General features: G+C 55.1%; 30 protein-coding genes. 11 read left to right on the top strand and 19 right to left on the bottom strand.

The genetic code is table 11. The features are described from left to right. Window positions 1-276: 276 nt before the first annotated feature. Complete coding sequence (locus HCX89_RS20450) at window positions 277-1773, bottom strand: aldehyde dehydrogenase (RefSeq protein ID WP_044733901.1); 1497 nt, start codon at window positions 1771-1773, stop codon at window positions 277-279. Between the two features lie 255 nt (window positions 1774-2028). Here HCX89_RS20450 and HCX89_RS20445 point away from each other — a divergent pair, with 255 nt between their 5' ends. The 4 genes from HCX89_RS20445 (at window position 2029) to HCX89_RS20430 (ending at window position 6082) form a co-directional block, all read left to right on the top strand. Then, entirely contained in the window at window positions 2029-3366 is a 1338-nt protein-coding gene (locus tag HCX89_RS20445) for an aspartate aminotransferase family protein (protein WP_107353239.1), read from the top strand. Between the two features lie 16 nt (window positions 3367-3382). Next, window positions 3383-4867, top strand: a complete 1485-nt coding sequence (locus HCX89_RS20440; protein WP_167717216.1) for a CoA-acylating methylmalonate-semialdehyde dehydrogenase — start codon at window positions 3383-3385, stop codon at window positions 4865-4867. A gap of 10 nt (window positions 4868-4877) precedes the next feature. After that, window positions 4878-5240, top strand: coding sequence for a cupin domain-containing protein (locus tag HCX89_RS20435; RefSeq protein WP_167717214.1), 363 nt, complete (start codon window positions 4878-4880; stop codon window positions 5238-5240). A gap of 140 nt (window positions 5241-5380) precedes the next feature. Further along, on the top strand, window positions 5381-6082 hold the full coding sequence (locus HCX89_RS20430) for a TorF family putative porin (RefSeq protein ID WP_037436715.1): 702 nt from the start codon (window positions 5381-5383) through the stop codon (window positions 6080-6082). Window positions 6083-6211: 129 nt separating this feature from the next. Here the strand turns inward: HCX89_RS20430 and HCX89_RS20425 are convergent, their stop codons facing one another. Beyond that, complete coding sequence (locus HCX89_RS20425; RefSeq protein WP_025890124.1) at window positions 6212-6394, bottom strand: hypothetical protein; 183 nt, start codon at window positions 6392-6394, stop codon at window positions 6212-6214. A 208-nt stretch (window positions 6395-6602) separates the two neighbouring features. On the opposite strand from HCX89_RS20425, the gene HCX89_RS20420 reads away from it, so the two are divergent. Next, window positions 6603-6944, top strand: coding sequence for a DUF3634 family protein (locus tag HCX89_RS20420; protein WP_025009884.1), 342 nt, complete (start codon window positions 6603-6605; stop codon window positions 6942-6944). On the opposite strand, the gene HCX89_RS20415 is transcribed toward HCX89_RS20420, so the two are convergent. The 13 genes from HCX89_RS20415 to HCX89_RS20355 form a co-directional block, all read right to left on the bottom strand. Continuing rightward, entirely contained in the window at window positions 6945-7175 is a 231-nt protein-coding gene (locus HCX89_RS20415) for a hypothetical protein (protein WP_045283660.1), read from the bottom strand. It lies immediately after the preceding gene. A gap of 106 nt (window positions 7176-7281) precedes the next feature. Continuing rightward, window positions 7282-7842: a DUF3833 domain-containing protein gene (locus HCX89_RS20410; protein ID WP_096141583.1), complete on the bottom strand. Its 561-nt coding sequence runs from the start codon at window positions 7840-7842 to the stop codon at window positions 7282-7284. Further along, entirely contained in the window at window positions 7830-8513 is a 684-nt protein-coding gene (locus tag HCX89_RS20405; RefSeq protein ID WP_167717212.1) for a hypothetical protein, read from the bottom strand. The genes HCX89_RS20410 and HCX89_RS20405 overlap by 13 nt, the downstream gene beginning before the upstream one ends. Before the next feature lie 12 nt (window positions 8514-8525). Then, window positions 8526-9149 carry a DUF2878 domain-containing protein gene (locus HCX89_RS20400; RefSeq protein WP_107111510.1) on the bottom strand — a complete coding sequence of 208 codons (624 nt, stop codon included), beginning with the start codon at window positions 9147-9149 and terminating at the stop codon, window positions 8526-8528. 3 nt (window positions 9150-9152) lie between these two features. Next, entirely contained in the window at window positions 9153-10412 is a 1260-nt protein-coding gene (locus HCX89_RS20395; protein WP_096141586.1) for a cyclopropane-fatty-acyl-phospholipid synthase family protein, read from the bottom strand. Between the two features lie 53 nt (window positions 10413-10465). After that, complete coding sequence (locus tag HCX89_RS20390; protein ID WP_101060106.1) at window positions 10466-11257, bottom strand: DUF1365 domain-containing protein; 792 nt, start codon at window positions 11255-11257, stop codon at window positions 10466-10468. Further along, window positions 11254-12525: an NAD(P)/FAD-dependent oxidoreductase gene (locus tag HCX89_RS20385; protein ID WP_167717211.1), complete on the bottom strand. Its 1272-nt coding sequence runs from the start codon at window positions 12523-12525 to the stop codon at window positions 11254-11256. The genes HCX89_RS20390 and HCX89_RS20385 overlap by 4 nt, the downstream gene beginning before the upstream one ends. Beyond that, window positions 12522-13271 (bottom strand): SDR family NAD(P)-dependent oxidoreductase, encoded by a 750-nt coding sequence (locus HCX89_RS20380; RefSeq protein WP_167717209.1) that lies wholly within the window; start codon window positions 13269-13271, stop codon window positions 12522-12524. The genes HCX89_RS20385 and HCX89_RS20380 overlap by 4 nt, the downstream gene beginning before the upstream one ends. Then, window positions 13268-13762 carry a nuclear transport factor 2 family protein gene (locus tag HCX89_RS20375; RefSeq protein ID WP_052657954.1) on the bottom strand — a complete coding sequence of 165 codons (495 nt, stop codon included), beginning with the start codon at window positions 13760-13762 and terminating at the stop codon, window positions 13268-13270. The genes HCX89_RS20380 and HCX89_RS20375 overlap by 4 nt, the downstream gene beginning before the upstream one ends. 27 nt (window positions 13763-13789) lie before the next feature. Next, complete coding sequence (phrB, locus tag HCX89_RS20370) at window positions 13790-15289, bottom strand: deoxyribodipyrimidine photo-lyase (protein WP_167717207.1); 1500 nt, start codon at window positions 15287-15289, stop codon at window positions 13790-13792. 1 nt (window position 15290) lies between these two features. Continuing rightward, window positions 15291-16262 (bottom strand): MerR family transcriptional regulator, encoded by a 972-nt coding sequence (locus tag HCX89_RS20365; RefSeq protein WP_144220271.1) that lies wholly within the window; start codon window positions 16260-16262, stop codon window positions 15291-15293. Further along, complete coding sequence (locus HCX89_RS20360; protein WP_144220272.1) at window positions 16252-17208, bottom strand: DUF523 and DUF1722 domain-containing protein; 957 nt, start codon at window positions 17206-17208, stop codon at window positions 16252-16254. The genes HCX89_RS20365 and HCX89_RS20360 overlap by 11 nt, the downstream gene beginning before the upstream one ends. Before the next feature lie 300 nt (window positions 17209-17508). After that, window positions 17509-18429 (bottom strand): DUF368 domain-containing protein, encoded by a 921-nt coding sequence (locus tag HCX89_RS20355; RefSeq protein WP_025889882.1) that lies wholly within the window; start codon window positions 18427-18429, stop codon window positions 17509-17511. 359 nt (window positions 18430-18788) lie between these two features. Here HCX89_RS20355 and HCX89_RS20350 point away from each other — a divergent pair, with 359 nt between their 5' ends. From HCX89_RS20350 to HCX89_RS20340, 3 genes are all read left to right on the top strand, one after another. Beyond that, window positions 18789-19283: a hotdog fold domain-containing protein gene (locus HCX89_RS20350; protein WP_025889883.1), complete on the top strand. Its 495-nt coding sequence runs from the start codon at window positions 18789-18791 to the stop codon at window positions 19281-19283. 98 nt (window positions 19284-19381) lie between these two features. Next, the gene (locus tag HCX89_RS20345; protein ID WP_254428408.1) at window positions 19382-20548 is read left to right on the top strand and encodes a DUF418 domain-containing protein; all 1167 of its coding nucleotides are present in this window, start codon (window positions 19382-19384) and stop codon (window positions 20546-20548) included. Then, window positions 20545-21174 (top strand): cold shock and DUF1294 domain-containing protein, encoded by a 630-nt coding sequence (locus HCX89_RS20340; RefSeq protein ID WP_167717206.1) that lies wholly within the window; start codon window positions 20545-20547, stop codon window positions 21172-21174. Before HCX89_RS20345 ends, HCX89_RS20340 begins: the two co-directional genes overlap by 4 nt. A gap of 44 nt (window positions 21175-21218) precedes the next feature. Here the strand turns inward: HCX89_RS20340 and HCX89_RS20335 are convergent, their stop codons facing one another. Continuing rightward, window positions 21219-21779, bottom strand: coding sequence for a TetR/AcrR family transcriptional regulator (locus tag HCX89_RS20335; protein ID WP_107005595.1), 561 nt, complete (start codon window positions 21777-21779; stop codon window positions 21219-21221). Between the two features lie 117 nt (window positions 21780-21896). On the opposite strand from HCX89_RS20335, the gene HCX89_RS20330 reads away from it, so the two are divergent. Continuing rightward, on the top strand, window positions 21897-22442 hold the full coding sequence (locus HCX89_RS20330) for an HPP family protein (protein WP_167717204.1): 546 nt from the start codon (window positions 21897-21899) through the stop codon (window positions 22440-22442). On the opposite strand, the gene HCX89_RS20325 is transcribed toward HCX89_RS20330, so the two are convergent. Then, window positions 22429-23739, bottom strand: coding sequence for a short-chain fatty acid transporter (locus HCX89_RS20325; RefSeq protein ID WP_167717202.1), 1311 nt, complete (start codon window positions 23737-23739; stop codon window positions 22429-22431). The genes HCX89_RS20330 and HCX89_RS20325 overlap by 14 nt on opposite strands. 187 nt (window positions 23740-23926) lie before the next feature. On the opposite strand from HCX89_RS20325, the gene HCX89_RS20320 reads away from it, so the two are divergent. Then, window positions 23927-24397: an FKBP-type peptidyl-prolyl cis-trans isomerase gene (locus HCX89_RS20320; protein ID WP_044733888.1), complete on the top strand. Its 471-nt coding sequence runs from the start codon at window positions 23927-23929 to the stop codon at window positions 24395-24397. 55 nt (window positions 24398-24452) lie between these two features. On the opposite strand, the gene HCX89_RS20315 is transcribed toward HCX89_RS20320, so the two are convergent. Then, window positions 24453-25670: a Xaa-Pro peptidase family protein gene (locus HCX89_RS20315; protein WP_167717200.1), complete on the bottom strand. Its 1218-nt coding sequence runs from the start codon at window positions 25668-25670 to the stop codon at window positions 24453-24455. Window positions 25671-25829: 159 nt separating this feature from the next. On the opposite strand from HCX89_RS20315, the gene HCX89_RS20310 reads away from it, so the two are divergent. After that, window positions 25830-26150, top strand: coding sequence for a hypothetical protein (locus HCX89_RS20310; protein WP_096141597.1), 321 nt, complete (start codon window positions 25830-25832; stop codon window positions 26148-26150). Between the two features lie 30 nt (window positions 26151-26180). On the opposite strand, the gene HCX89_RS20305 is transcribed toward HCX89_RS20310, so the two are convergent. After that, window positions 26181-26957 (bottom strand): ROK family protein, encoded by a 777-nt coding sequence (locus tag HCX89_RS20305; protein ID WP_025009865.1) that lies wholly within the window; start codon window positions 26955-26957, stop codon window positions 26181-26183. Window positions 26958-26982: the final 25 nt, after the last annotated feature.

The raw sequence follows: 26982 nt of genomic DNA, 5'->3' as shown, positions 1-26982 counted from the left end.
AGCAATTGGCGTTCAAGGCATCTGACTGAAGGCATGCCGGGGCTTGTCGAAGTCGGATAACGCAGAGAGCCGATTGCTGTGCAAGCCCCGAAGGGCGTGGCTTACAAGCCTGCCTGCTGTGTTGTGCTTCTTGCAAAGGACTAGGGCCATTTGCTGCGAACCACGCCTTGCATCCAGGCTTGTAAGCCGACGCAGAGCACGCATGGGACTTGTTCGTACCTTCCTTAGCGACAATCCCCCCGCAAGGCAGGGGGATTGTCTATGACAGCAAACCGATTAAATGGCTATCCAGGTTGCCTTAATTTCTGTGTATTTATCAAAAGCATGCAGCGACTTATCTCGGCCGTTACCCGACTGCTTATAACCACCGAAAGGCGCCGTCATATCGCCGCCGTCATAATGATTGATCCACACCATGCCGCTTCTCAGCGCCTTGGCGGTTCTGTGGGCCTTGCTGAGATCCGCTGTCCACACACCGGCCGCCAAGCCATAGATGCTATCGTTGCCTATGGCTATCGCCTGCTCCATTCCCTCAAATTCAATCACACTCAATACAGGGCCGAAGATCTCCTCGCGGGCGATACTCATCTGGTTATTCACTTCACGGAACAGGGTCGGCGCCACATAAACGCCACCGGTTTCAGCCATGAGTTGCTCGCCGCCACAGGCCAGCACAGCGCCTTGCTGCTTACCCGCCTCGATATAACCGAGAATAGTCTGCAGCTGCTGCTGATCCACCACGGCGCCACTGACGGTATCCGGATCCAGCGGATGCCCCGGCTGCCAGGATTTGAGTTCGTCGATAATGAGCGCTATCAGTTGCTCCTTGACCCCGGACTCCACCAGCAGGCGCGAACCTGCGGTGCAAACTTCACCCTGGTTGAAGGCGATGGCCGAAGCTGCCGCCTGCGCCGCCGCCTTGAGATCCGGGCAATCGTTAAAGACTATGTGGGGGCTCTTGCCACCGGCCTCCAACCACACACGTTTCATATTGGACTGACCGGCGTAGACCATCAGTTGCTTGGCTATCTTGGTGGAGCCGGTAAACACCAGGGTATCGACATCCATATGCAGCGCCAGCGCCTTGCCAACTGTATGACCAAAACCGGGCAATACATTGAGCACTCCGGGCGGGATCCCGGCTTCCAAGGCAATGGCAGCCATACGAATCGCCGTCAAAGGGGATTTTTCCGAGGGTTTGAGGATAACAGAGTTACCGCTGGCCAGCGCCGGCCCCAGTTTCCAGCAGGCCATCAGCAGGGGGAAGTTCCACGGCACAATCGCGGCCACTACCCCGACAGGCTCACGGGTGATCATGCCGATTTCATTGTCAGCGGTGGGCGCTATTTCGTCGTAAATCTTGTCAACCGCTTCGCCGGACCAACGCAAGGCCCTGGCGGCATTGGTCACATCCACCGACTTGGAAAAACGGATTGGCTTGCCCATATCCAGGGTTTCCAGCAAGGCCAGTTCATCGCTATGCGCCTCCAGCAAATCGGCAAAGCGTATCATCACCTTTTTGCGCTCTACCGGCGCCATTCGCGACCAGACTCCGGATTCAAAACTGGCTCTGGCACTGGCCACCGCTGCCTCGGCATCGGCCAGATCGCAACTGGCTACGGCGGCAAGCTTGTTGCCATCCACAGGGCTGATGCAATCGAAGGTCTCGCCGGATACGGCTGCACAATACTCTCCATGGATAAAGGCCTGGCCACAGATCTGCAATTGCGCGGCCAACTGCTGCCATTGCTGACGGGTTTGCGGTGTACTCATAAATCCTCTCATCTGCTTGCAAGCGGGCATTCCACTACCTCAGTAGGCCTATCGCGGCCAACTCGTGCAGCCATCGCGAGTTATTCGGGTCGCTCCAGATTAGCCTCGAGCACGGCATAAATTCAATATATTTTACAAAAATAGATTTTTTGGCATAAATAATTGCACACAGGCCTTCCATGTTCATTATTTCTGACATAGCATAGCGAAATATCAATCACCATTAACAAGCCCGCAACACTAAGGTTAATGCTTATGGCAGAGCTAAAACAACAGGCGAAAACACAGGGCAATCTCGAGCATTACTGGATGCCTTTCAGTGCCAACCGTCAATTCAAGCAAACTCCCAGGCTACTGGCTTCGGCCGAAGGCATGTATTACCGGGATGTCGATGGCCGTCAGGTGCTGGACGGCACCGCAGGTCTTTGGTGCTGTAATGCCGGCCATGGCCGGGCGGAGATCAGTGAGGCGGTCAGCCGTCAGATCCGCGAAATGGACTATGCCCCCAGCTTTCAGATGGGTCATCCGTTGGCATTCGAGTTGGCCGAGCGCCTCAGTGAAATCGCCCCGCCCGGCATGAACCGTATCTTCTTTACCAACTCGGGCTCAGAGTCGGTCGACACCGCACTCAAGCTGGCGCTGTGTTACCACAGAGCCAATGGCGAGCCGAGCCGCAGCCGTTTTATCGGCCGTGAGCTGGGCTATCACGGCGTGGGGTTTGGCGGTATTTCGGTGGGCGGAATTGGCAATAACCGCAAAGGTTTCAGCCCGCAGCTCCTCGGCGGCGTCGATCACCTGCCCCACACTCTGGATATGGAAGCCAACGCCTTCAGCCGCGGCTTGCCCGAGCATGGCGCCGACAAGGCCGAGGCGCTCGAGGGGCTGATTGCCCTGCATGGCGCAGAGAATATCGCCGCCGTTATCGTCGAGCCCATGTCAGGTTCGGCCGGGGTAATATTGCCTCCCAAGGGCTATCTCAAGCGCCTTCGGGAGATCACTCAAAAATACGGCATCTTGCTGATATTCGATGAGGTAATCACAGGTTTTGGCCGGGTGGGCGGCGCTTTTGCCAGCAACCACTGGGATGTGACTCCGGACATAATGACCACGGCCAAGGCGCTCAACAATGGCGCCATCCCTATGGGCGCGGTGTTTGTGCAGCAAGCGATTCACGATGCCTGTATGCAGGGCCCTGAGACGATGATCGAGTTCTTTCACGGCTATACCTATTCAGGGCATCCGGTTGCGGCCGCGGCGGCACTGGCCACCCTGGATATCTACCGTGACGAAAAGCTGTTTGAGCGCACTACAACGATGGCGCCCTACTTTGAGCAGGCGCTGCACAGTCTCAAGGGGCTGCCCAATGTCATCGATATTCGCAATACCGGCCTGGTGGGTGGCATTCAGCTGGCCCCCAGCCCGCAAGGTGTTGGCAAACGCGGCTATCAGATTTTCGAGCGCTGTTTCTGGCAAGGTGCGCTGGTACGGGCCACCGCCGACATCATAGCCCTCTCACCACCACTGATAGTGGAAGAGTCCCAAATAGATCAACTGATTTCCACCCTGGCCGACGCCATCCAAACCGTCGACTGAAGCACACAGGATAGTTATGCGTATTTACAGCCACTATATAGATGGACATGAGACAGATGGCAGCCAGGCTCAGGCTTCACTGCCCATTTTCAACCCGGCCAGCGGCGAAGAGCAAGCCAGAGTCGCCCTCGCCTCTAAGGCAGATACAGAACGGGCGATAGACTCGGCCAAGCAGGCTTTTAACGCTTGGTCAAAGGTATCGCCCCTTAACCGGGCGCGGGTGCTGTTTCGCTTCAAAGCCCTGGTAGAAGCCCACATGGATGAGCTGGCCGAACTTATCTGCCTGCAACACGGCAAAGTGCTTGAGGATGCCAGGGGCGAGTTGGTTCGAGGGCTGGAAGTGGTGGAGTTTGCCTGCGGCATTCCCCATCTTCTCAAGGGGGAACATACTGAACAGGTTGGCACTGGCGTCGATGCCTGGAGCATCAATCAACCGCTCGGGGTGGTTGCTGGCATTTCGCCGTTCAATTTCCCTGTGATGGTTCCCATGTGGATGTTCCCGATTGCCATCGCCTGCGGCAATACCTTTGTGATGAAGCCATCGGAAAAGAATCCGGCGCCGGTACTCAGAATTGCCGAGCTGCTGACCCAGGCCGGACTGCCGGATGGGGTTTTCAATGTCATCAACGGCGACAAGCTGGCGGTAGATACTCTGCTCTGCCATCAGAATGTTCAGGCCATCTCCTTTGTCGGTTCTACGCCTGTGGCCGAGTATATCTACAGTAAGGCATCGGTCCACGGCAAGCGGGTACAGGCACTCGGCGGCGCCAAGAACCACATGCTGCTGATGCCTGATGCCGATCTGGAACTGGCCAGCAACGCCCTGATGGGCGCGGCCTATGGCTCTGCCGGCGAGCGCTGTATGGCAATTTCCGTGGTACTGGCGGTTGCTGATGTGGCCGATGCCCTGATAGAAAAACTGCAACCCAAGATAGCCGCGCTCAAGGTAGGTAACGGCCTGGAGCCGGGTATGGAAATGGGGCCGCTTATCTCCCGCGCGCATCTGGACAAGGTCTGCAGCTATATAGACAGCGGTATACAGCAGGGCGCAGTTTGCCTGGTCGATGGCCGCAATACCTTGGCAGACAGCGAAGGTTTCTTTCTCGGTGCGACCCTGTTCGATGGCGTAACCCCTGAGATGCAGATTTACCGGGAAGAGATCTTCGGCCCAGTGCTTTGCATAGTCAGGGTAGCCGACTATGACTCGGCGCTGGCTCTTATCAATCAACATGAGTTCGGCAACGGCACCGCCATCTTTACCCAGAGCGGCGAGCTGGCGCGCGACTTTTGCCACTCGGTGCAAGTCGGCATGGTGGGGGTCAATGTGCCTATCCCTGTGCCCATGGCATTTCACAGTTTCGGCGGTTGGAAACGCTCGCTGTTTGGCCCACTGCATATGCACGGCCCGGATGGAGTTCGCTTCTACACCCGGCGCAAAGCCGTTACCGCCCGCTGGCCCAAGCAGCTGAGTGCCGATTTCATCATGCCGACCATGAAATAGGGAGAGCCTGATGCACATCAGCAATATCAGAGTACTGGCGCGTAATACTCCCGAGGTCAGTGAATATCCTGTCGCCGAGGAAAAGCGTCTGCTGGGCGCGCCGCGCCAACGGCTGGAGAACCATTACTCCAGCCCCTGTGAGCAGTTTCATACCGGAATTTGGCAAAGCGAAACAGGTGCTTGGAAAGTTGACTACACTGAGCACGAGTATTGCGAAATCCTCGAGGGTAACAGTGTCATCAGCGATGAGCAGGGAAATCGTCTCGAAGTTGGCCCGGGCGACAGGTTTGTTATCCCGGCCGGGTTTCGCGGCAGCTGGCAGGTAACGGTTCCCTGCCGCAAGTTCTATGTGGTGTTTGAATCCAACAGATAAAAACAAAACCGCCATGAGGTCTCAGCATAGCTGCTGTTGTTTGGCATAAACCAGGCCGCGCCGGAATCTTCCCGGACGGGGCCGGCAAACCAAAGAAGGGAGAAATGCTTGTGAACCAAGTGATAAGAAGATCCAACCCTCTGCTATGGGCACTGCTGCTTGGCGGCGCCATAACCTCAACCTCTGCCATGGCCGAAGTCAGCGGCGAGATAGCCGTGACCAATGACTACCGCTTTAGGGCCGTGTCACAAACCGCCGGTGATTTTGCCGTTCAGGGCGGGCTGGACTGGAGTCACGACTCGGGTTTCTTCGTCGGGGCCTGGGCCAGTAATGTGGAATTCGATGAAGATGGTACTCCCAAAGAGGATCAGGTGGGTGCCGATTTCGAACTGGATGTCTACCTGGGTTACGCCGGTGAAATCAACGACAACCTGGCCTATGACATTACTCTGCTGCGCTATATGTACCCGGGCGACAATGTCTCTCAGGACTACAACGAAATCTCTTTCGGCCTGGAGTTCAGCGATTTTAGGGCTGCCTACTGGTACACCAATGACTATGCGGGGTCAGATCTGGACTATCACTATGCCGAGCTGAACTATAGTTATGAGTTTGCCGAAAACTGGAGCCTGGATCTGCACTTGGGTTACAACTTCGGCGATGCGCCCGATGACGATATGGGCAAATATCTGGATTACTCCATAGGTGTCTCTACTGAGATTGCCGGTTTTGGTCTGTCTGTGGCCTGGTTGGACACAGATATAGATTCGGATGCCGAGATCAGCAGTGGCACCTTCCAGAATGACGGCACTGTGCTGGCGAGTGTCAGTTACGCTTTCTAAGCAGCAAAATTGCGCTGCCCAGGCAAGCCATAGGACAGACCTGCACGGGCAAGCCCCATCTTCCTCCCACCAACCAAAAGTAAAAGAGCCGCTCCCTGAGCGGCTCTTTTGTATAAATTGATTCAGTTCTCAACGCAGTGGCGGTATGTGAGGGGTATCGCCCTGACGCACCTGTTGTTTGACGTCTTGCCAGCTATGGGTGAGGTGTTGCAGTTGTTCTCGCCGCTCGGGAAACTGCTCACTGAGCTTTCCCATCAGTTCCACTTGTTTGTCACAGATTTGCGCCCAGCGTTCGGCATTGGAAAGGTACATGGCTTCATCCTTGATCTTGGCTTGTGGTAAAACAGATATTCCTGAACAAATAATAACCAAGGATAGCCAATTTGCCAGTCCTTTTAGCCTTATCACAAAAATCCGCCTTGGATGCACTGTCAAACGCTACCGCTTGCAGGTATAACTGAGGATATAAGATAACACCCGGATAACAGTATTCACTCTTGGTGAAACAAGGAGTCTCACTATGGCCACTATGTTAAAAATATTCTTTATCGCCCTGGCGTTAGTGCTTATCTACAAACTGGTTTTCACTAACAAAAAAGGGGTGACAATATTTGAAATGCATTTCAAGGACGGTCGTATGACCTCCCACAAGGGTAAGATCCCGGAGAGGTTTGAACGCGAATGCCGCGCCTTGGTCAAGAAAGAGAAACTCACCTGTACAGTACGCGCCGAACGCAGTGGTGAGGTGCGGCTGCACATCAGCGCCAATGCCGGAGATGCCAATATTCAGCGCCTGCGCAACCTATTTCCCTTCGAATACTATGACCGCAAGCAGAGCGACAACAGCAAACAACTAGGCTGATCAGCGTTTAGCGGGAAACACTTGAGGGTCGATTTTACCTTCCCGGCGCGCATCATCTATGATCCTCTGGTTATCCTGTGCCATGGGATCTTCGGCGGGTAGATTGGGGTTCACCCGCTCTTCCTCGGGCGCTTTAAAACTGAAATCGATACCACTCGAGCAACCGCCAAGGGATACCAGTGCCAATAAGCCCATTGAAACCCATGGCAGTACAGCGGATTTTTTGTTCATCGTTATTTAAACCTGTGTTGATAGACTGTTACCATTTAAACAGATCTAAGCTTAACCCAGGCTGAGACTCAGCGTTAGTCATGGCGTACGATTAATCGCCGCTCTGCTACTTGTCTTCCAACCTACGGATCACCAGAGTCACCTCCCCCACCGTTAGGCCCCATTTGCGGATCTCGCTACGGTTGATTATGGTGTCCGGCGCCGTTTGATACATCCAGTCGTCGAAATGCACCTGATACTCGCCGCTATCGAGCTTCAGCAGCATGTCGTAGCGCCAGCGCAGGGCAAAGCCCTCAGCTTGCCCTTCTGCCACCCCCAGAATATCCTCGGCTCTGCCCTGGTAGCGGCCATCGGCAAGCTTGGTAATCTGCCAGGTTCGCTCGGCAAGCTCACCATCGTCATACTCAAACCACTCCTGCAACACACCCTGATTCCCCTGCCAACTGCCCGTCATCCGTACATTGAAACGGCGCACCACCTGGCCACTGTAATCTTCCACCATGCCTGAAGCCTGCAGTTCCCCATTAAAGAACTGCTGCAGATCCAACTTAGGTTCGCTGGCGCTATAGTCATGAATATCGACACTGCCACAACCGCTCAGTCCGAGTATCAGAAGTAACAACCAAACCTTGGTGAAACCGATAAACCTGCTCATTAACATTTGCATGCCTGCTCTCCTATCAACTGAGCTCTCAGCTGCGGCTGACTGCTGCGCTCTGACAACCAAATCGCCAAAAAGGCGCCGGCAAAACGCTTATGCTCGCTCGAAGCGCTCTCATCTATGGCAATCGCGGCTAACGGCTTGTCGTTGAACAGAAAGTATCCCTGCTGCGGCCCGTTTGCCACAAAGCTCAATCTGTCTCCCTGCTCCACATCCGGCCAGAGCCCTTCAAGCAGCGCCAACCAGGCAGATATCTGCTCTCTGTCATATCCCAAGTGCAGCCACTGGTGTTTGGTGGCCTCCAGGAGTCGCGAGGCGGGGATATCCCGGTAATACTGAATTTCCAGCTGCTGCGGGAAGCTATTGGGCTGGTAACTACCATCCGGCGTCAGCAACCTGGCCCGATAAAGGGTTATAAACCACCAGTCCATTTCACCGCGGCCCACTTCCCGAAAGCTGGCAAGCTCCACCTTTGATGGCTCGACCTGGGCAGCTTTGGGCTCAGATGTCTGCGCTTGGCTCTGCGCTTGAGCCTGCTGCGCTTGAATCTGTAAATTGTCTGCCCATCCCTGAGTGGGTAGGCCAAGCAGTATCATCAGCAGCCCGGCAAAGCTTGGGTTATGCAGCTTACCGACTTGCTTTGCTCCCTTGTTTACACCCTTGATGAATCGTTTCATTGCCGGTCTCCGTCAGAGAAATCCTTTGGTTGGGCGATTTGCGCCCCATTCAAGCCTGAGATTGCAATAACTTAACAGTGGCAGCAGCAGCGACCAGATGAGTATCAACAAGCTAAAGGTAGCCGATTGTCCCAGGGGCCAAGCCACGGCCTCCAACCTGAATGCCGCCAGGTAACTGCCGGCGCCACCCACTGCGCCAAAGAGCGCCTGCTGCCATTTAGGCAAGTCCCTGAGCCAGGCCAGACTCACCCCCAACGTCGCGGCAAAATGCCCCCAAAGGCAACAGAGCCACAAGGGTAAAAGCCGCGAGGGACTGTCAAACTCAAATACTCCGCCAAGGTGCAGCATGGCGTCCAAGGCTATGCCGATAACAGCCGGTATCAGCACGGCGTTGAATGTTTTCATGCTGTATCCGGTACGCTTTACGCTTTGCTCTGCCAGTTGGCTGTGCTCATCCCCGGCATTATCTGCCATGAGGGCTGAGCGGTAGCCCGGATTGACAAGCAGCAACTGGACACAAAGCAGCAAGAGAGCAAACACCAGCGCCTGATTGGCAAACAGGATCAAAGACCACCAGCCCAACTGGAAAATGGCTGCATTGAGCAGCAGAAAAAACCAAGGCGATAAGAGTCTCATGGCCTAACCTGCGATTTGTCTTGAGCTAAGCGGACGATAGCCGTCCTTGACCGCAGTCAGTTGCACTGTGCTTATGGTGCGCTCAAGAAAACCACCCTCGCAGTAACTCAGATAAAACTTCCACATACGCACAAAGTCCTCACCATAGCCGAGTTCGCGCACCCGCTCTCTGGCGTCATCGAAGTTGGCATGCCAGTCATTCAGGGTGCGTGCATAGTCGAGACCTATATCATCCAACGACCAGAGGGTCATGGAGGTTTGCCGCTGCAAGTGGCGCGTCATCTCGGTGACAGATGGCAGGCAGCCGCCGGGGAAAATATAGCGCTGAATAAAATCCACCCCTTTGCGATAGCTGTCATAGCGTTGATCTTTAATGGTGATCGCCTGCAGTAACAGCTTGCCGCTCGGCTTGAGCAGGGCATCCAGGCCGGCAAAAAAGCCCGGCAGATAATCGTGGCCCACTGCCTCTATCATCTCTATCGAAACCAAACGGTCATACTGGCCGCTGAGCTGGCGATAATCCTGCCGCAACAGGGTAATGCGCTCACTCAGTCCTTCGGCGGCAACCCTTTCACTGGCATATTGGTACTGGGCATCGGAAATAGTGGTAGTGGTTACCTTGACGCCATAGTGTTTGGCGGCATAGATAGCCAGGGCGCCCCAACCGGTACCTATTTCCAGCAGAGTCATGCCGGGCTGCAGATCCAGCCGCTCGCAAATCAGTTGCAGCTTATACTGCTGCGCCTCATCCAACTGCGCCTCTTCATGGGGATAGACGGCGCTTGAATAGAGCAGCTCAGGGTCGAGAAATGCCTGATACAAGGGGTTGCCCAGATCATAGTGCGCCAGAATATTGCGCTTTGAACCTGCCTTTGAGTTTCGGCGCAGCAGGTGTTTCACCCGGCTAACTGTGTTGGAAAACCAGGAGAACCGTTTCTCTATCTTATCCAGCAGCGGCAGATTACGGGCAAACAGGCGTACCACGGCGGTAACATCCGGACTGGACCAGTGCCCCTGAATATAGGCTTCACCGGCGCCGATAGAGCCGCCCAGAATCACCTGGCGAAAAAAGCGTTCATCGTGAATACGAATTATGGCGACCAGGTCTGCATCGAGCGGGCCGAAGGTCCACTGCTCACTCCCCAACTGCAGCTTAAGACAACCGCCCTCCAAGGCATTCAAGGCCTGTTGCATGACTCTGGCCCATAGACTCTTGCCGCTGGCGGCCAACTGCTGTCTGTTTTTGGCTACTGTGTTTTCCATCTCATTCTCCAATGTTTGCTGTCACACTCGGGGAAATTTCCAAACCTTTAGCATCAATCAGTGCCGCCCTGAGGCTTGCGCTCGTATGGCACAAAGGGCACCCGCTTAAGCCACAAACGCAGCGCTTGCCAATAGATGAGCCAAAGAATTTTCAGGCTCATCAAGGGAAAGCCCCACAGATAACGCCTGAGCTCACGGCCATTGAAGGGGCGGCGTTTGAGGCTTAATACTGCATCGAAGCTGGCCTTTTGCGACTCGTGGGCCGGCCCTGCCACGTCCCCCTTGCCGGGCAGATTGCTGATCCGCAAATCGAGCCGCTCTGCCGGCGCCGGAATATGCCAGCGATAGCGATAATCCAGCGACATAAAAGGCGATACATGGAAGCACTTGTCGCCAAGTGCCGGCGCCTCGGCCGACACCAGATAACAGTGACGCTCATTCCAAGGGGTATTGCTCACCTCAGCCAACAGGTATTTATACTCATCACCTTGAAAGCAGTAGAAAAAGTTGACCGGGCTGAAATAGAGTCCAAAGTGGCGCAGTTGCCCGGCGAACAGCACGCTGTCGCAGCCGGCCTCACCGCCGAGCGCAATCACCTTATCCAGTACCCGCTGTTTCAGCGAGGTGGCAGTATTCGATTCTGAAGCCGCCTTGAGATAATCCTGCTGCCGAAAACGCAGCGCAGACCAAGGGGATTCACCAAACAAGCCGCTCAGGGACGAAAGCCTTGGCAAGTCATCCAAGTCCAGCAACATCAGGGCAAAGGGATAGCGAAAACAGTGCCTTACCGGCGTTAGCCTAAAGTGGCTGACGCTGCCGAGGTAGAGACCCGTTTCAGGTTTCATAGGCTTACCCCGAACCTTTCACAAACATCCAGGGCGCTGCGTACCCCGTCTTCATGAAAGCCGTTGTACCAGTAGGCGCCGACAAAATGGATACGGTTTTGGCCGCAGATCTCGCTGCGGCGTTGCTGCGCCGCCTGGCTCTGTTCATTGAATACCGGGTGAGCATAGACAAAGCGTTTGAGCACCTTGTCCTTGGCTATCGCCTCATCCTGATTCAGGGTCACCAAAAAATTCGGCGCAGACTTTGGCAGGCGCTGCAAAATATTCATGTTGTAGGTCACGCAGGCGGGACGGCTGGCATCGCCATCGAGACGATAATTCCAACTGGCCCAGGCGGCGCGGTGCTTCGGCAGCAACGAGGTGTCTGTATGCAAGGTCACCTGGTTATCCTGGTATTTAAGCCTGGAGAGTATCTCCCGCTCCAGCTCACTGGCGTCACCTAGCATGGCCAGTGCCTGATCGCTGTGGCAGCCGAGGATCACCTGATCGAACTCATGCCAGCTATCCTTGACTCTGAGCTGCACGCTCCCCGCTTGGCGGCGGATTTGTGCTACAGGCGAGTTGAGATGCACCCGCTCGGCAAAGGGCGCGCTGAGCGCCGGAATGTAACTGCGGGAGCCGCCTTCGAGCACATACCACTGCGGCCGATTGCTGACGGCCAACAGTCCATGATGTTCAAAGAAACGGATAAAGAAAGGCAGCGAGAAGGCGCGCATATCCTGAATACTGGACGACCAGATAGCGGCGCCCATCGGCAGGATATAGTGTTGACAGAAGAAGTCGGAGAACCCCTGCTGTTCGAGAAATTCCCCCAGTGTCACCGACGGGTAACGACCGCTTTGATACAAGGCTTTGCAGCGGCTGTTGAAGGCCAAAATCTCCCTCAGGAACCCCCAGAAAGTCGGACTCAGCAGATTGCGCTTTTGCGCAAACAGGGTCGCCAGGCTATGGCCGTTGTATTCAAGACCGCTGACAAGGTTTTGCACCGAGAAGCTCATCTCGGTCGCCAGCGCCTTGATACCGACCCGGGCCATCAAGGCCTGAAACCTGGGATAAGTGCGATCGTTGAACACAATAAACCCTGTGTCTATGGCGTAGGGTTTGCCACCAAGCTCAACATCCACTGTGGCCGTATGCCCGCCCAGATAATCGGCGGCTTCAAACAGCGTCACCTCATACTGCTGTGACAACAGATAACCACAAGTGAGCGAGGAGATCCCCGAACCGACTATGGCGATGCGCGGCTTGTTGCCGGTTGAAACTGTCATACTGGGCTCCCGTTTTTTGCAGAGGGTTTACCAAGGGCGGCGGCCAACCAACTGCGGGGCAGCCAGCTCAGCAGAGTCAGCAGCCAGATAAAGCGCCCGGGAAAGGCTATCAGGCGCCGTCTGGCGGCCAGGGCTTGGATGATGGTGTTGGCGGCTTTATCGGCGGAGATCCGCATCGGCATGGCGAAGTCATTTTTGTCGGTGAGCGGCGTTTTAACAAAGCCAGGGCGAATTTCGCTGACGTCTATTCCCTTGTGGGCCAGATCGAGCCGCAAGCTCTGAGCCAGGTAACTGATCCCGGCCTTGGAGGCGCCATAGGCCTCCGCCCGCGGGAAAGGCAGCATCACAACGCTTGAGCTCATCAGCGCCAGTTGGCTGCCACGGGCAAGCAAAGGCATAAAGGCTTCCAGGCAATAACCCACAGCCAACAGATTGGTGCGGATAACCCGCTCAAACAGGGCGCTGTCAAAGGCCATGGCCTCGTCTATGTACTCACAGGTACCGGCGTTGAGCAGCAGCAGATCCACACAGTTGGCTTGGCCCAACTCCAATTTGAGCTTGCTGCCAAGCCTCAGCACCGAGTCTCTGTCGGTGACATCGAACCTCAAAGGCTCGCAGCCTTCGAGGGCGGCCAGAGCTTGTTCATTGCGGCCACAGGCCAAGACCCGCCAACCGGCGGCGGCATATTGTCTGGCGAGCTCGGCACCTATGCCTGAGCTGGCACCAGTGATCAATACTGTCTTCATCGGCTTGCCCTGCCCTTGACCATGCGCACCACAGAGCCCAGCAGTGGCAGCTGTTCATAGAGCATCTGCCCCAGATCCAGATAATCCCTGTGATAATGGACTTTGTCGCCAAACTTGATGAGGCTGATACCATCGACACTGATACTCTGCCCCCGGTTCAATTTGGGGTGGCAATACTTCATCTGCCAACTGATGGCGGCCTGGTCCCCGGCGGGCAAGACGTCAGTGATCTCAAAGGCGATTTCGGTCAGGTTGCGATACAAACCGGCAAAATACTGTTCCAGTTGCTCAAGCCCCTCCAGTCGATGCATGGGATCGCAAAAACAGATCTCAGGCGCATAGACGGCCTGCAGCCTTTGGCGCAATGTGGGCAATTGCTCAGGGCCCAGGGATTGATACAAGGCAATAAATGCCTGAATAATCTCCTGAGACTGCGGCGATGCCGGCTGTGAAGCGGGTGCTATGTCCGCGGCAACTGAGTGGCTGGTCATGATAATCCCTCGGCTAATGAACTGAGTTCAGGCAGACTTTTTCAGCACGGCCAGGGCGGTCAACGCCCTTTGCCGCGCAGCGCTGTGCTCGACTATAGGTGGCGGATAAGCCGCAGTGGCAAACAGACTCGGCTCGGTGAAGCGGGACGATGCAGCCGTGCCCGGATGGTGTATCTGCTTAAGCGGCCAGTGCGCCAGTTCAGGCAGATAACGGCGGATAAAACTGGCGTCGGGGTCGAACTTTTCGCTCTGGCTCATGGGGTTGAAGATCCTGAAATAGGGCTGGGCATCACAGCCGGTGCCGGCAGACCACTGCCAGCCGCCGTTATTGGCCGCCAGGTCGCCATCTATCAGAGCGCGGCGAAAATACTGCTCGCCCCAACGCCAGTCCACCAATAGGTGTTTGGTGAGGAAGCTGGCGGCCACCATTCGCAGCCGATTGTGCATCCAGCCGGTCTGGTTTAGCTGACGCATGGCGGCATCCACCAGCGGATAACCGGTGCGGCCCTCGCACCAGGCGGCAAACTCTTGCGGGTCGTTCCGCCAGACTATGTCATCGCCGAGCACGTTGAAGTTGCGGCCCATACACAGCTGGGGCCAGGCGTGCAGCAGATGGCGGTAAAACTCGCGCCAGGCCAGCTCAGCCAGCCAGCTGCGACCCGGACTATTGTCCTCTGCCATAGCCTCGGGGAAGCGATTGAGCAACGCCGCCACACATTGCCGCGGGCTGAGAATACCAAACGCCAGATAGGGCGACAGGCAACTGGTGCCATCGAGCGCCGGGAAATCCCGCTCCTGGCCGTAATCGGCAAGCTGATTGGCAATAAAACTATCGAGCCGCTGCCTGGCCGCCCCTTCACCCACTGGCCAGTGATGGCTGTCTTGTTTACTGCCTTGATTGCTGACCTTAAAACTCAGCTCTGCGGGTTCGGGTAAAGCCGGGGCCAGAGGCGCAGGTACCGGCAGCGGCGTTATCGCCTCTCTTCCCAGCAGCTCACGCCAGCGGCGAAAGAAGGGGGTAAATACCCGATACATTTCGCCGCCTTGGGTACAAACGCTCCCTGGCGGCAGCAAACAGTGCTCATCGGTAAACTGCAGGCCTACCCCTATAGTCCTGGTAAGCTGCTCCAGCGCCTGATCCCGGCGCTGCTCGTTAATCTCCACCTCGCGCCCGGCAAAAATCTGCTTAACGCCCTGGCGTTGGCAATACGCCTCGACAGTGGCATTCACCAAAGAGAAATCGTCACAGTGCAGTAAATCAAAAGCTATCCCCAAAGATGCCAACGCCCGTTGCAGTTGATTGACGCTGCGTTCGATGAAATCGAGTTGCATGGGACCAACAGAGTGCTGCTGCCACTGTGCTGGAGTCGCAATATAAAAACCCCGCAGCGGCAGATCTTGGGCCCTTGCCGCTTCGCACGCCAGCCACAGAGCCTGGTTATCTGAAGTGCGCAGATCGCTGCGAAACCAGATGGCAACACAGGCCTTTTCACAGGAAGGCACATGATTGGGCAAAGACTGGGACATGTTACTTGTCCTCCAGTTGTTTTGAGGCGGACTCGGCCTGCCCCAGCAATGCCAATATGGCGGCATTGCTGCTGCAAAGCACAGGACTCTTGACGAGCTCCCGGTCCTTCTTGGCGCCTTTTTCAGTCACAGCCAGTTCCTTGGCATAGTGCTCAAAGGCATTGGCATGAGCCGCCACATAATCCCCGCTCAAGATCAGTGGATAATCCAAAGCGCGCGCCAACTGGAACAGGGCTTTGACACTGCTGCCCGGCAACTGGGAAGGTGGCAGCAACAAGAGTCCCTGCAGCGGCAGCCTGTGTGCCAAGAGTTGCAGCCCCTGACCTTCCAAAGGCTCCTCTATATTGAGCGGCAACAGGCTGACCCCCCGGGTAATAAGCTCCAGTTGCAGCAAGAGCTCACTCCATGTCGGCTGCTTGCCAAGCGGCAGATAAAGAAGTTGCCAACGGGGTTTCTGACGCAGCAACTGCTCGCTGCGAGCGCCGACATAGTGAGCCAAACGGCTTTCGAGCCAACTGCGGACAAATGCGCCGTCGAGGCGTTCATCGAGCTGGGTTTCCAATACTTGCAACCAATGGCGCAGTCGCCGACAACACAAGGCGATGGGATAGAGGGCACTGAATTCATCCAGCAAGCGGCCAAAGCGGGCACTGCTGAGAGAAAGTGCCGCCTCGGTGAGACTGCTGCTGAACTTCAGCCAGTCGTCGTCTTCATTTTCTTGCTGCAGCTGTTTTTCTGTCTGGCCACTGAGCAGTGGCTTGACCTTGCTGATGGCCACGCCCTGCTCAAGCCAGGAGAGGATTTCACGGATCTGCTGAACCTGCTCCTGACTGTAGAGTCTATGGCCCTTAGGGGTGCGCTGCGGGATAACCAGTCCAAACCGTCGCTGCCAGGCGCGCAAGGTGACAGGATTCACCCCCGTCAGTCTGGCGACTTCGCCGATGGAAAGGTTGGCAATGTTATCAGTAGGCATAACGCAGTTTTAACTCCTGTGGATGAGGGTTGAGATAAACCTGGGCCGCAATATACGGCTGCGGATGCTCCCTCAAGTAATGTTTAATCAATGTCAGCGGCACCAACAGAGGTTGCAGCCCCTGACGATATTCATCTATCGCCTGGCTAAGCTCAGACTTCTGCGCCTTGGTCAGGTGTTGTTTGAAATAGCCCTGAATATGCTGCAGCGCACTGGTGTGATTGCGGCGACTGGCCTTGTTTTTCAGCGCCTCCATAAAGCCTTCAAAGTAACGCCGGGCAGTTTCCTGCAAGTCTTCGCCGCCGTCAGCCAGCAAGGGGCCAAGTTGGCGATATTGAGCCGGACTGTGAGCCAGCAAGAGGTATTTGTATCTGGCATGAAATTGGGTCAATTTATGCAGGCTCAAGCCGGAGTGCAGCAGACATTGCCAGTCATGGAAGGCATACACCCGGGTGAAAAAGTTTTCCCTGATCACCAAATCGTTCAAGCGCCCCTCTTCTTCAACCGGCAGTTGTGGCCAACGTTGCATCAGGGCCTTGGCGAACACACCTATGCCGCTGCGATTCCCCTGATCACTGCCTTCCTTGTAGACAGTGACCCGTTCCATGCCGCAGGTAGGTGATTTGGCACAAAGCAAATAGCCACTTAAAAATCCCAATTCAGCGACTTTTTCCTCACTGAAACTTTGCAGGCTCTCGGTTACATCCAGGCTGGCATCACGGCTCTGGATCCGGATCTCATCACCGCGGCGCACCTGACGTATGCTCTTGCGTGGCGCGCCCATACCTATCGCCATCTCAGGACAGACTGGCACAAAATCAAAATGCTGCCTAAGCTCCTGCTGGCAATAGACAGAATTCTTATGACCACCGTCAAAACGCACCTGCTGCCCCAACAGGCAGGCACTGATACCCAGTTGAATTCGCTGCGGCTCAAACTTGTACATATTGAGAATCCTTGTATAACCTTGTAGTAAATTAAGGCACATACCTGTACAAGGATCAAGTTTTTGTACAATATTTTTTTAGCAAAGAGGAACCGACTTGCCTGGCAAGCCATACAAGACCTTAAATGGAGTCAAGCCCAGCAAGCCTGGGCTATCCGCTGGCGAAGCAAGACCCATCTTGAATGAAACCTGTAACGCAAAGGCATTTAAGAGAGATTCGAAGGGAGATAAAAAACGGGAGCCTTGAGCTCCCGTTTTTTATCATTGATACCTTTCACTGCAGGGCACTAAGGCCTGAAATTACTGCTTGCTGGCCCCCAGGCGCTCAACCAGGAGTACCAGGCCAATTCCGGCGGCGGCACACAAGAGCGCCAACCCCAACTGATGCGGCTGCTGTGTCAGTTGCTCAAAGCCAAAGGGAGACAGGTTTTGCTGCACCAGGGGTACCTGCTCACCATGGGAATTGGTGCGCCAGCTCAGCGTCTGTTTCCAAGGCCAGATCTTGCCCAGCGTCCCCAGCATAAGCCCGGTAAGGAAGATAAGGGTGGCATCGTGAAAGCGCCGCAGCAGCGCCGACAGCAGATGGCTGAAACTCAGGATACCTATCACGGCACCGACAGCAAAACAGCCAAGAATATCCAACTGGATATTCTTGGCCGCCGCCAGCACGGCCGGATACAGTCCCAATAGCAAGAGGATAAAGCTGCCGGATATCCCTGGCAGTATCATGGCGCAAATGGCAATGGCACCGCCAACAAAAATATTAAAGTAGCTGGCTTCCAACTCAACCGGGCTCAGCACGGTAATGCCCCATGCAAAGGCCACTCCCAGTGCAAAAATCAGTAGCCGTGGCAGTGAAAAACCGCCCTTGACCTGGCGCAGCATATGCACCACGGAGATAAGGATCAGCCCGAAAAAGAATGACCATACAGGAATAGGATGATGTGCCAGCAGGTAAGAGATAAGCTTGGCCAGACTCAGAATACTGCTGAGGATCCCCGCCAACAGACTCAACAAAAAGGCGCCATTGATATGTGCAAACGCCGCCTTGATCCCGTCGCGGCGTATAATGCCCCAAAGACTGGGATTGATACGGCGAATACTTTCCAGCAGGGTGTCATAGATGCCGGTAATAAAGGCTATGGTTCCCCCGGAAACGCCGGGCACCACATCGGCGGCCCCCATGGCCAGCCCCTTGAGGTAGGTCAACAGAAATTTCACTAGGTTTCCTTACTACTGTTTTGATAATTCTCGCGGATTATACCAATCCTGATTGAAGTTGGATTGTCCAAGGAAGTGATTCTTGCACTTGCAAAGGGTCCACCCATTCGCACCTTCCAGAAGAAACCGTCATTTTAAGCACAGCCCCCAGTTGCTGCCACGCCATTTTATTCTATCTGTTCAGCCCCAGATCAGATTGGTGTGCCCCTCGCTCGTCTTAACCAATGCTCTTGCCTCTTTCCTCTTGGCTCTTGCCAAAGCGCTCGTCAGCATACACACTCATCCGACCAGAGTAATAACAAAAACATTACCCTATACCAACAAAGAACATCAACAAGGAATACCCACAAGGAATCACTATGAGTAAAACCGCCAATTCGACCCTGAACTTGTATCACAAATGCAGGCGCCTGCCCTTTGGCAATAAGATATTCTCCTTGCTGGTCAGCCGGATGGCGCCCTACTTTGGCAGTATCAAACCGATAATCCGTCAGTTGGAGCCCAACTACTGTGAATGCCTGCTGCGTAAACGCCGCGCAGTGGAGAATCACATAGGTACAGTACATGTCATTGCCATCTGCAACGGCCTGGAAATGGCGATGGGAGTCATGGCCGAGGCTTCAATACCACCTCATCTACGCTGGATCCCCAAGGGCATGACGCTGGATTACACCGCCAAGGCCGGCAGCGATATCCGCTGTGTGGCCAAGGTTGATGCCAATGCCTGGCAGCCTGGGGATCTCGATGTCGAGGTGCTCGCCTATGACTGCAATGATATCCTGGTGGTCAAGGGCAGTATCAGGCTCTGGATCTCGGCCAAGCCAGCCAAAAACGCGACCGAGAAGGGATCATAATTTGAAACAAGCCAGCACTTCCCTCATTCGGGTTTGATTGCTAACTTGGCTCAGCTAATCGAAGCCTTAGACGGTACTCAAGAGTAAGCAGGAAAAAGATGCAGGGACAGCCGGTCAAAATCAGTCACAACCCCAATATCGATGCCGTCAGAGGGCTGGCAGTATTGGGGATATTCTTTCTCAATGTCAGTTTTATGGGCGTCACCTTATATGGTTATGCGCCCTTTCCCGAGTTTCATTTAACCGATGCCATTACCGAAACCCTGAGTAATTTTCTGCTGGAAGGGCGCTTCCTCAGCCTGTTTTCCATGCTCTTCGGTGTCGGCCTCTATATTCAACAACAGAATTTCCTCGCCAGAGGATTGGAGCCCTTCCCCTTAATCCGCTCACGCTTACTCTGGCTGATGCTCTTTGGGGCGCTGCACAGCCTGTTTATCTGGCCGGGGGATATACTGCTCACCTATAGCATTTGTGGCTTCCTCGCCTGGCATTATCGTAACCTGGAGATTGAGGCCCAGCAAAGGCGGGCGCTGCTCTTTATCGCCATCGGCACCCTGGCCTATGGTTTGATGATCTTTCTGCCGGGTGATGAAACCTGGATCCGCGGCAACGCCTTTTTCAATGAACAATACAGCGCCTGGACCGGCAGCTATGGCGAGCAGTTGCTGATGCACCTGTTTATGACCTTGTTGATGCTGATTTCCCTGCCATTTACTCTGCTGTGGTTTGTCAGCGGTGTGATGCTGCTGGGGATTAGCCTGTATCGTCGCGGGCTGTTTGACCAAGGTTTACCCCAGGGCAAATTAGGGAAATTGCTGGCGCTGAGCTTGCTGCTGTCGCTGGCGGACACGATTCTCAGCCTGCAATCCCGCCCCAAATTGGTGATGCTTTCCGATATTCTGGTCATGCTGAGCGCCATTCCCATGGCTATCATCTATGCTCATCTGTTGGTTAAGTTCGGCCGGCGCCTGCCATGGTTGCCAAGACGCCTGCAGGCGGTTGGCCGGATCCCCTTGAGCCTGTATATTTTGCAGTCCTGTTTTGGGATCTGGCTGTTTCGCCATCAAGCGCCCGAGTTACTGCTGACACTTGAACGCATAGACTACCTGGCCATAGCCCTGGGTTATGCCTTGGTGCAGATAATACTGGCCAGCTGCTACCTTAAGTTCTTCAACCAAGGGCCGCTGGAATGGCTCTGGCGCCGTCTGGCCTTTGGCAATAAGCCAATCAATAACGCCATGAATACTCACGAGTCAAACACATGAAGCACAAAGGAAAAGTCAGCCATTGGCAGGACGATAAAGGCTTTGGGTTTATCAGCCCCAACGACGGCAGTGAACGGGTGTTTCTGCACATTAAGTCACTGAGCCTGAGCGGTCGCAGGCCACAAGTGGGCGACGTGCTGACCTTTGACATCACACTGGATGACCAGGGCCGGCGTCAGGCAAAACAGGCCTTCTTTCCCGAGGACAGGGGCAGACTCAAACAAAAACAGCGTCAGCAGAATAAGCGCAGCAGTCACAAGTCTTTCGTCGGTAAGCTCACAGTCCTGTTTGCCCTGCTGCTACTGGCTTTAGTGGCACTGGGTAAGCTGCCGCTCTTGGTGCCCGTCTGGTATCTGCTGCTGAGCCTTCTCTGTTATTGGCTCTATGCCAGTGATAAAAAGGCCGCCGAAACTGGCCGCTGGCGCACCAAGGAGTCGACCCTGCAACTGACCGGTTTGCTCGGTGGTTGGCCCGGCGCTTTACTGGCACGCCATCAGTTTCGCCACAAAACCAGTAAAACAAGTTTTAGACTCCTGTTCTGGTGCTGTGTCGGCCTCAACCTGTTGGCGCTTGGCGCCGCCCTTAAGCTGGGATGGCTGGCACTGCTGCCCGAAATAGCCTTTTAACGATTGGCTCTAAACTCAAGGGCAAGCTCGCCTATCAAGCAGGCTCAATCAAGTAAGCCAAGTGCCAGCTTGCAGCCGCGCTCGGCAGCATACTGCCGGCTGACGAGCTGGGCCGAGACTATCGCCCCCTCTTTAATCAAACACAGCTGCCCGGCCAACTCACGAGCGTGCTCGCTGCCAAGCCAAGACGACAATTTCTGCTCAAGCTCATTTTGAACCCTGGCCTTATGCTCACGGCAGAGACGATTTACCGGATGCTCGGGTGAGGGATACTCGGCGGCGGTAGTGATAAAGAAACAGCCGCGAAACTGGCTCAGGGACTCAACCCGGCTGTTGAACCAATCATCCAGGGCGTTAAACAGCTCATGGACCAGCTCCGTCGGCGTTTGCGCCGCCTCCAGCCTTTGATTCAACCAGTCAAAAAACAGCTGATCGCGATAACGCACCACGGCCAGCACCAGGGCCTCCTTCCCCTCGAAATGATGATAAAGGGTCTTCTTGGCTATGCCGGCCTCGGCCAGAATTTGATTGATGCCCACCCCATGCACACTCTCTCGATAAAAGAGTTCAAAGGCGCCGGCAAGCAGTTGGGAAACCTTGTCCATCTCACACTCCTTAACGATTCAATATGAGTTTGACAAAAGTAGAACGGTCTGTCTACCATAAAAAGTAGACCGATTGTTCTACCAAGCAAAAATGCTGACAACCAAAGGAAAACAGATATGGACAACACGCCTCCCCTGACTGCAACACCAGCAAAAACCACAGCCCAAGCGGCGACAAACCGTTGGCAGGCTGCCGCCTGGGCCACACTGGGCGCCGGAAGCTGTATTGGATTACTGGCGGGATTACAGGAGATGCTGACGCAGAATCTGAGCTGGAGTCTGCTGCTGATGGCACCATTCGGTGCCACTATGGTGTTGCTCTACGCCCTGCCCCAAAGCCCGCTGGCGCAGCCGAAAAACATCTTCTTCGGCCATCTTCTCACCTGCGCTCTGGGACTCTTGTTATTGCACTCCTTGGGAGTGTCGCCGCTGACACTGGGGCTGGGAACCGGCCTCGGGGTCGGCCTGATGATGCTGACCAACACCACACATCCACCGGCCGGCGCCAACCCCTTGCTGGTGATGCTGGCCGGGGCCGACTGGCAGTTTTTGCTAACGCCTGTGGTTTCGGGGTTGCTGCTGATCCTCGCTTTCGGTTGGGCCTATCACAAGAGCCTGTATATCAAGGGGATCAGCAAGCATAGCTGGCCTAAAACCAACTGAGGGCAACACTTATCACCACGCCGGTGATCAGCAACTGCATCAGACAAAAACCCATGATATCCCGGGCCTTGAGCCCGGCTATGGCCAACACAGGCAGCGCCCAAAAAGGCTGGATCAGGTTGGTCCAGGCATCCCCCCAGGCCACCGCCATGGCAACTCTGGCGACATCGGCGCCAAGTGCCTCGGCGGCCGGCAACATGATAGGTGCCTGTACCGCCCACTGGCCGCCACCGGACGGCACGAAGATATTCACCACCCCGGCGCTGATAAAGCTCCAGAATGGCAGTGACTCGGCGCTGGCAATGGCAACAAAACCCGAAGAGATACCCTGAGCCAACCCGGATTGTACCATCACCGCCATGATGCCGGCGTAGAAGGGAAACTGGATCACTATCCCGGCGCCGCCCTTTATCGCCTCATTGAGACTAACCAGCAGACTGCGCGGCGTCTGGTGCAGGGTTATCGCCAGGAACAGAAACAGGAAGTTGACTATGTTGAGGTTGAGACTGCCCCCCTGAACAAAGAACCAATACCCCAGATACCCGAGACCACACAGGCCCACCAGGATCCCGAGTATCCGGCTATTCTCCAGATAGTCGGCCGGGCGTTTGTTCTCACTCTGAGTCGGCGCAGCATCCTCGAGCAGCGCAGGATCGACTATCACAGACTCTTTGTCATCCGGCAGCATAAAGCGATTGACCAGCGGCATTATGATAAACAGCAAGGCAAGTAGCAGCAGATTAAAGTCGGCAAAAATGGTCTCCGAGGTAGGGATAATACCTATCTGCGCCTCGGCAAAATGTCCTGGTGTGGCCACTGTCAAAGGCACTGAGCCCGCCAAGCCGCCGTGCCAGACCACAAAGCCCGAATAGGCACTGGCCACCAGCAAACGGTAATCCACCTTGACCCGGCGCGCCAACGCCTTGGCAAACAGGGCACCGACCACCAAACCGAACCCCCAGTTGAGCCAACTGGCCGCCAAGGAGACCAAGGTCACCAGTATGATAGCCTGCGGCGCACTACGGGCCAGAGACGCTATGGCGTCCAGCAGCTTCTTCACCGGCGGAGAGCTGGCCAGCATAAAACCGGCGACCAGCACCAACAACATCTGCATCGAGAAACTGAGCAGGTTCCAAAAACCACTGCCCCAATAACCCAGCACTTCTACCGGTGTCTTTTGCTGGCCGAGCATGGCGGCGGCAAACACCAACAGAGTAAGCAGGAGCACAAAGATATAGGGATCGGGCAGATACTTATCCACCAGCTTGACCAGTGGCCGGGAGGCGCGATTGAGCATAGGGGTTTCCTTGAGTCTTATTATGATTATTCTGCGGAGAGCTGATTTAGCTTTCACTTTTTTATCAATAGCCTACACAAGTCTGCCTGTGGGATAAAGCCCGACAAAAGTACACTATAACCCGAAGCTGTAAATGCCGCAGTCCAACTGCTAAGATAGCGCCACCTTCAGGACAGAGGATCCCCAAATGAGAATGTTGCTTGCCGTGGTGGTTATCGCCGCAGTTATTTTTTACTTTTTCACCACCATGAATGGCCAAAAACTGGCAAAAGAGAATATTGCCAAGGGCGAGGTATTTCTTGAGGCCAATAAGCATAAAGAGGGTGTGGTCACCACAGACTCAGGGCTGCAGTATCAGTTGCTGCACAAGGGGCAAGGCCAGGTTCATCCGGGTCCCAAGGATAAGGTGACAGTGCACTACCATGGCACCCTGATTGACGGCACTGTGTTTGACAGCTCGGTCGATCGCGGCGAGCCCATCGCCTTTCCACTCAATCAGGTGATCAAGGGCTGGACCGAAGGGGTTCAGTTGATGACAGAAGGCGACAAGATGCGCTTCTTTATACCCAGCAGCCTGGGCTACGGCAATCGCTCTGCCGGCTCCATCCCGCCGGGTTCGGTACTGATTTTTGATGTGGAATTACTCAAGATCAACTAACAATCCCCAACAACAAACCCGGCCAAAGCCGGGTTTGTTGTTTCAGTAACAGCTGTTAACCCTGCGCGAAGGGATCGTCAATCGACTTGGCCGGCTGGGTAAACCAGCGTGGCCCCTCTGCCGTCATATAGAAGTGATCTTCATGGCGAACGCCGAACTCACCGGGCACACAAAGCATGGGCTCATTGGAAAAACACATACCAACGGCCAGTGGGGTATTGTCGCCATCAACCAGGTAGGGCCACTCATGAATATCCAAGCCTATGCCGTGGCCAGTTCTATGGGGCAGTCCCGGCAGTTGATATCCGGGCCCGAAACCGGCCGCTTCCAACACGGCTCTGGCCGCCTTGTCGACACCACTGCAGGGCGCACCTAAAGCCGCCGCTTCAAAACCTGAGCGCTGCGCTGCCTGCTCCAGCGCCCACAATTGCCGCTGCCGCTCGCTTGGCGTACCAAATACATAAGTGCGGGTAATATCCGAGTTGTAACCATGCAGCTGACAGCCAGTGTCTATCAACACAGTGTCACCCGGCTCCAGCGTCTTGGGCGACTTGACCCCATGGGGATAGGCACTGTCCTCACCAAAGAGCACTATGCAGAAATAGGAGCCACTGGCCCCCACGGCTCTATGGGCCTTGTCGATAAAATCTTCCACCTCGGCGGTACTGATCCCCGGGCGTAATATTCTGGCGGCGGCCTTGTGCACTTCGAGCGTCATATCCATCGCCCGCTGAATCAGCCTCAGCTCGGCGGCCGATTTATGCATTCGCAGTTGGGCACTAACCTTGGCGCCGTTGACAAAGGCAAGCTCGGGGCAAGCCTCACGCAGGCCATCAAACAAAAAGAAAGGGGCAGATTCATCTATAGCCAGAACGGCGCCCGGGCGCAGACAGCCCATGCGCTCAAGCACATTGCGGCACAGCTCATAGGGACTCTGGTGCTCATGCCAGGTGTTAACCCGTCCAGGCTGCAACATAAAGCCCTTGAGGGTGTCGAGCTCAAATGCCGGCGCCAGGTATTCCAGCTCACCACGACTGGGCAAAATCGCTCCTACCATACGCTCACTGGCATACCAACGCAGACCGGAGAAATAATAGAGATTGGTGCCGGCGTTGAGATAGAGGGCATCTATCCCCAACTCTTGCATCAGCGCCTGGGCATTTTGTTGCCTGGTTTTGAATTCGGCGGCTTCCACCGCTGTGACATCCCGGGTCATATCCACCAGCTTTGCCAACTCCTGCTCCGGGGTTGAGCCGCCAACGCCTGTGCTCATAGAATTCTCCTGCTTGATTACTTTTAGTCGTTATTTGCTTGGGTATTAATGTGCTCGAGAGTTTTAGCATATTGTATGCAAATTTTAAAGGCAGCAAACGAAATTGCCAATTTCCGGCGACCGCTGGTATGCTGCTTGCGCCAAACGCGGGAGTACAATATGCAGGATCTTGCCAACTATATTCTGGCCATAGAAGGACGGACAAGCAGCGCTGAACTGTTGGAGTCGGTGCAAATTCACACCACGGACGATGAAGGTTTATGGCAATATCACTTTGCCGATGGCGCCATTATAGAAAAACAGCAGGAGCTGGAACAGGAGCCAAACCAGTCCAATATCGGCGAGCTTTGTGAAGATAACTGGACCCGTTATCGGGTGCTGAAAGGAAACGATATCAGCCCAAAACAAAAAGCCTTCAGCAACCTGTGCCAAAGGGCCTTCTGGTTGAAGATGCGTCAGGCCTGCCAGGAACCGGCTTGAAGGGGGATGTCTCCCCCTTGAATCAGAGTATCAGGCCTGTTGCATCAGCATTACTTGCAGACCACGGCAGACCAAGGTCTCCATATCGTCGACCCGACTTATCTGACACTGACTGACAGTGGCAGGAACCGCCAAGTCTTTAACACCGCTGACACAGCCCTTGTAGTAGTCGGCATTGGCCAACATGTTACCGGCGAGCCAGAGTTTTTGCGGGTTGAGTAGATTGACCGCCCAGGCAATGCCCATCCCCAGATAGGCCCCGGCGCGGTAGAGTTCTACCGGGTTGCGCAAGCGTCGACGCCGCACCGACTCGCCACTGGCCAACTGTTCGAGGCTGAATTCCCCCGACTCCGTCATCACCCGGCAAGCCCCAAGCTCACCGGCCAGGCCATTGGCACCACTGAACACCCGGCCGTTGAGCGCCAGTGACATGCCGATCCCTGTGCCACACATCACCAAGAGTTCGCACTGGTGTTTTACGCTGGCAATGGCGTGCAGACCGGCGTGGATATCATTGCTGATAGCCACCAGTTCACCACGGCTGCTGAGTTTTTCCGGGTTGAGCCCCACCAGCGCCGGCAAGGCACGACAGGATATTAGTTGGTTGTCTCGCACCATGCCGGGGAAGGCCAGAGCCAGACGGTAGTTTGCAAGCCCATAATCAGATTCAAGTTCAGCCAATTGCCGATTGAGATCTGCTATGGTGAAACTCTCTCCGGTGGGGATTTTATATTGTTCTGTTGTTTCCCCTTGCCGCAGCTGAAACAGCGCGGTTTCAGTCCCCACTTCGATCGTTAATGTCGACATCAATAAACCCCTTTTTACCGTACCG

The sequence above is a fragment of the Shewanella sp. Iso12 genome (assembly GCF_012030025.1).
GTDB classification, from domain to species: Bacteria; Pseudomonadota; Gammaproteobacteria; order Enterobacterales; family Shewanellaceae; genus Shewanella; species Shewanella algae.
The sequence above is the reverse complement of the archived record's forward strand: the minus strand, read 5'-3'. Positions and strand labels throughout refer to the sequence as shown.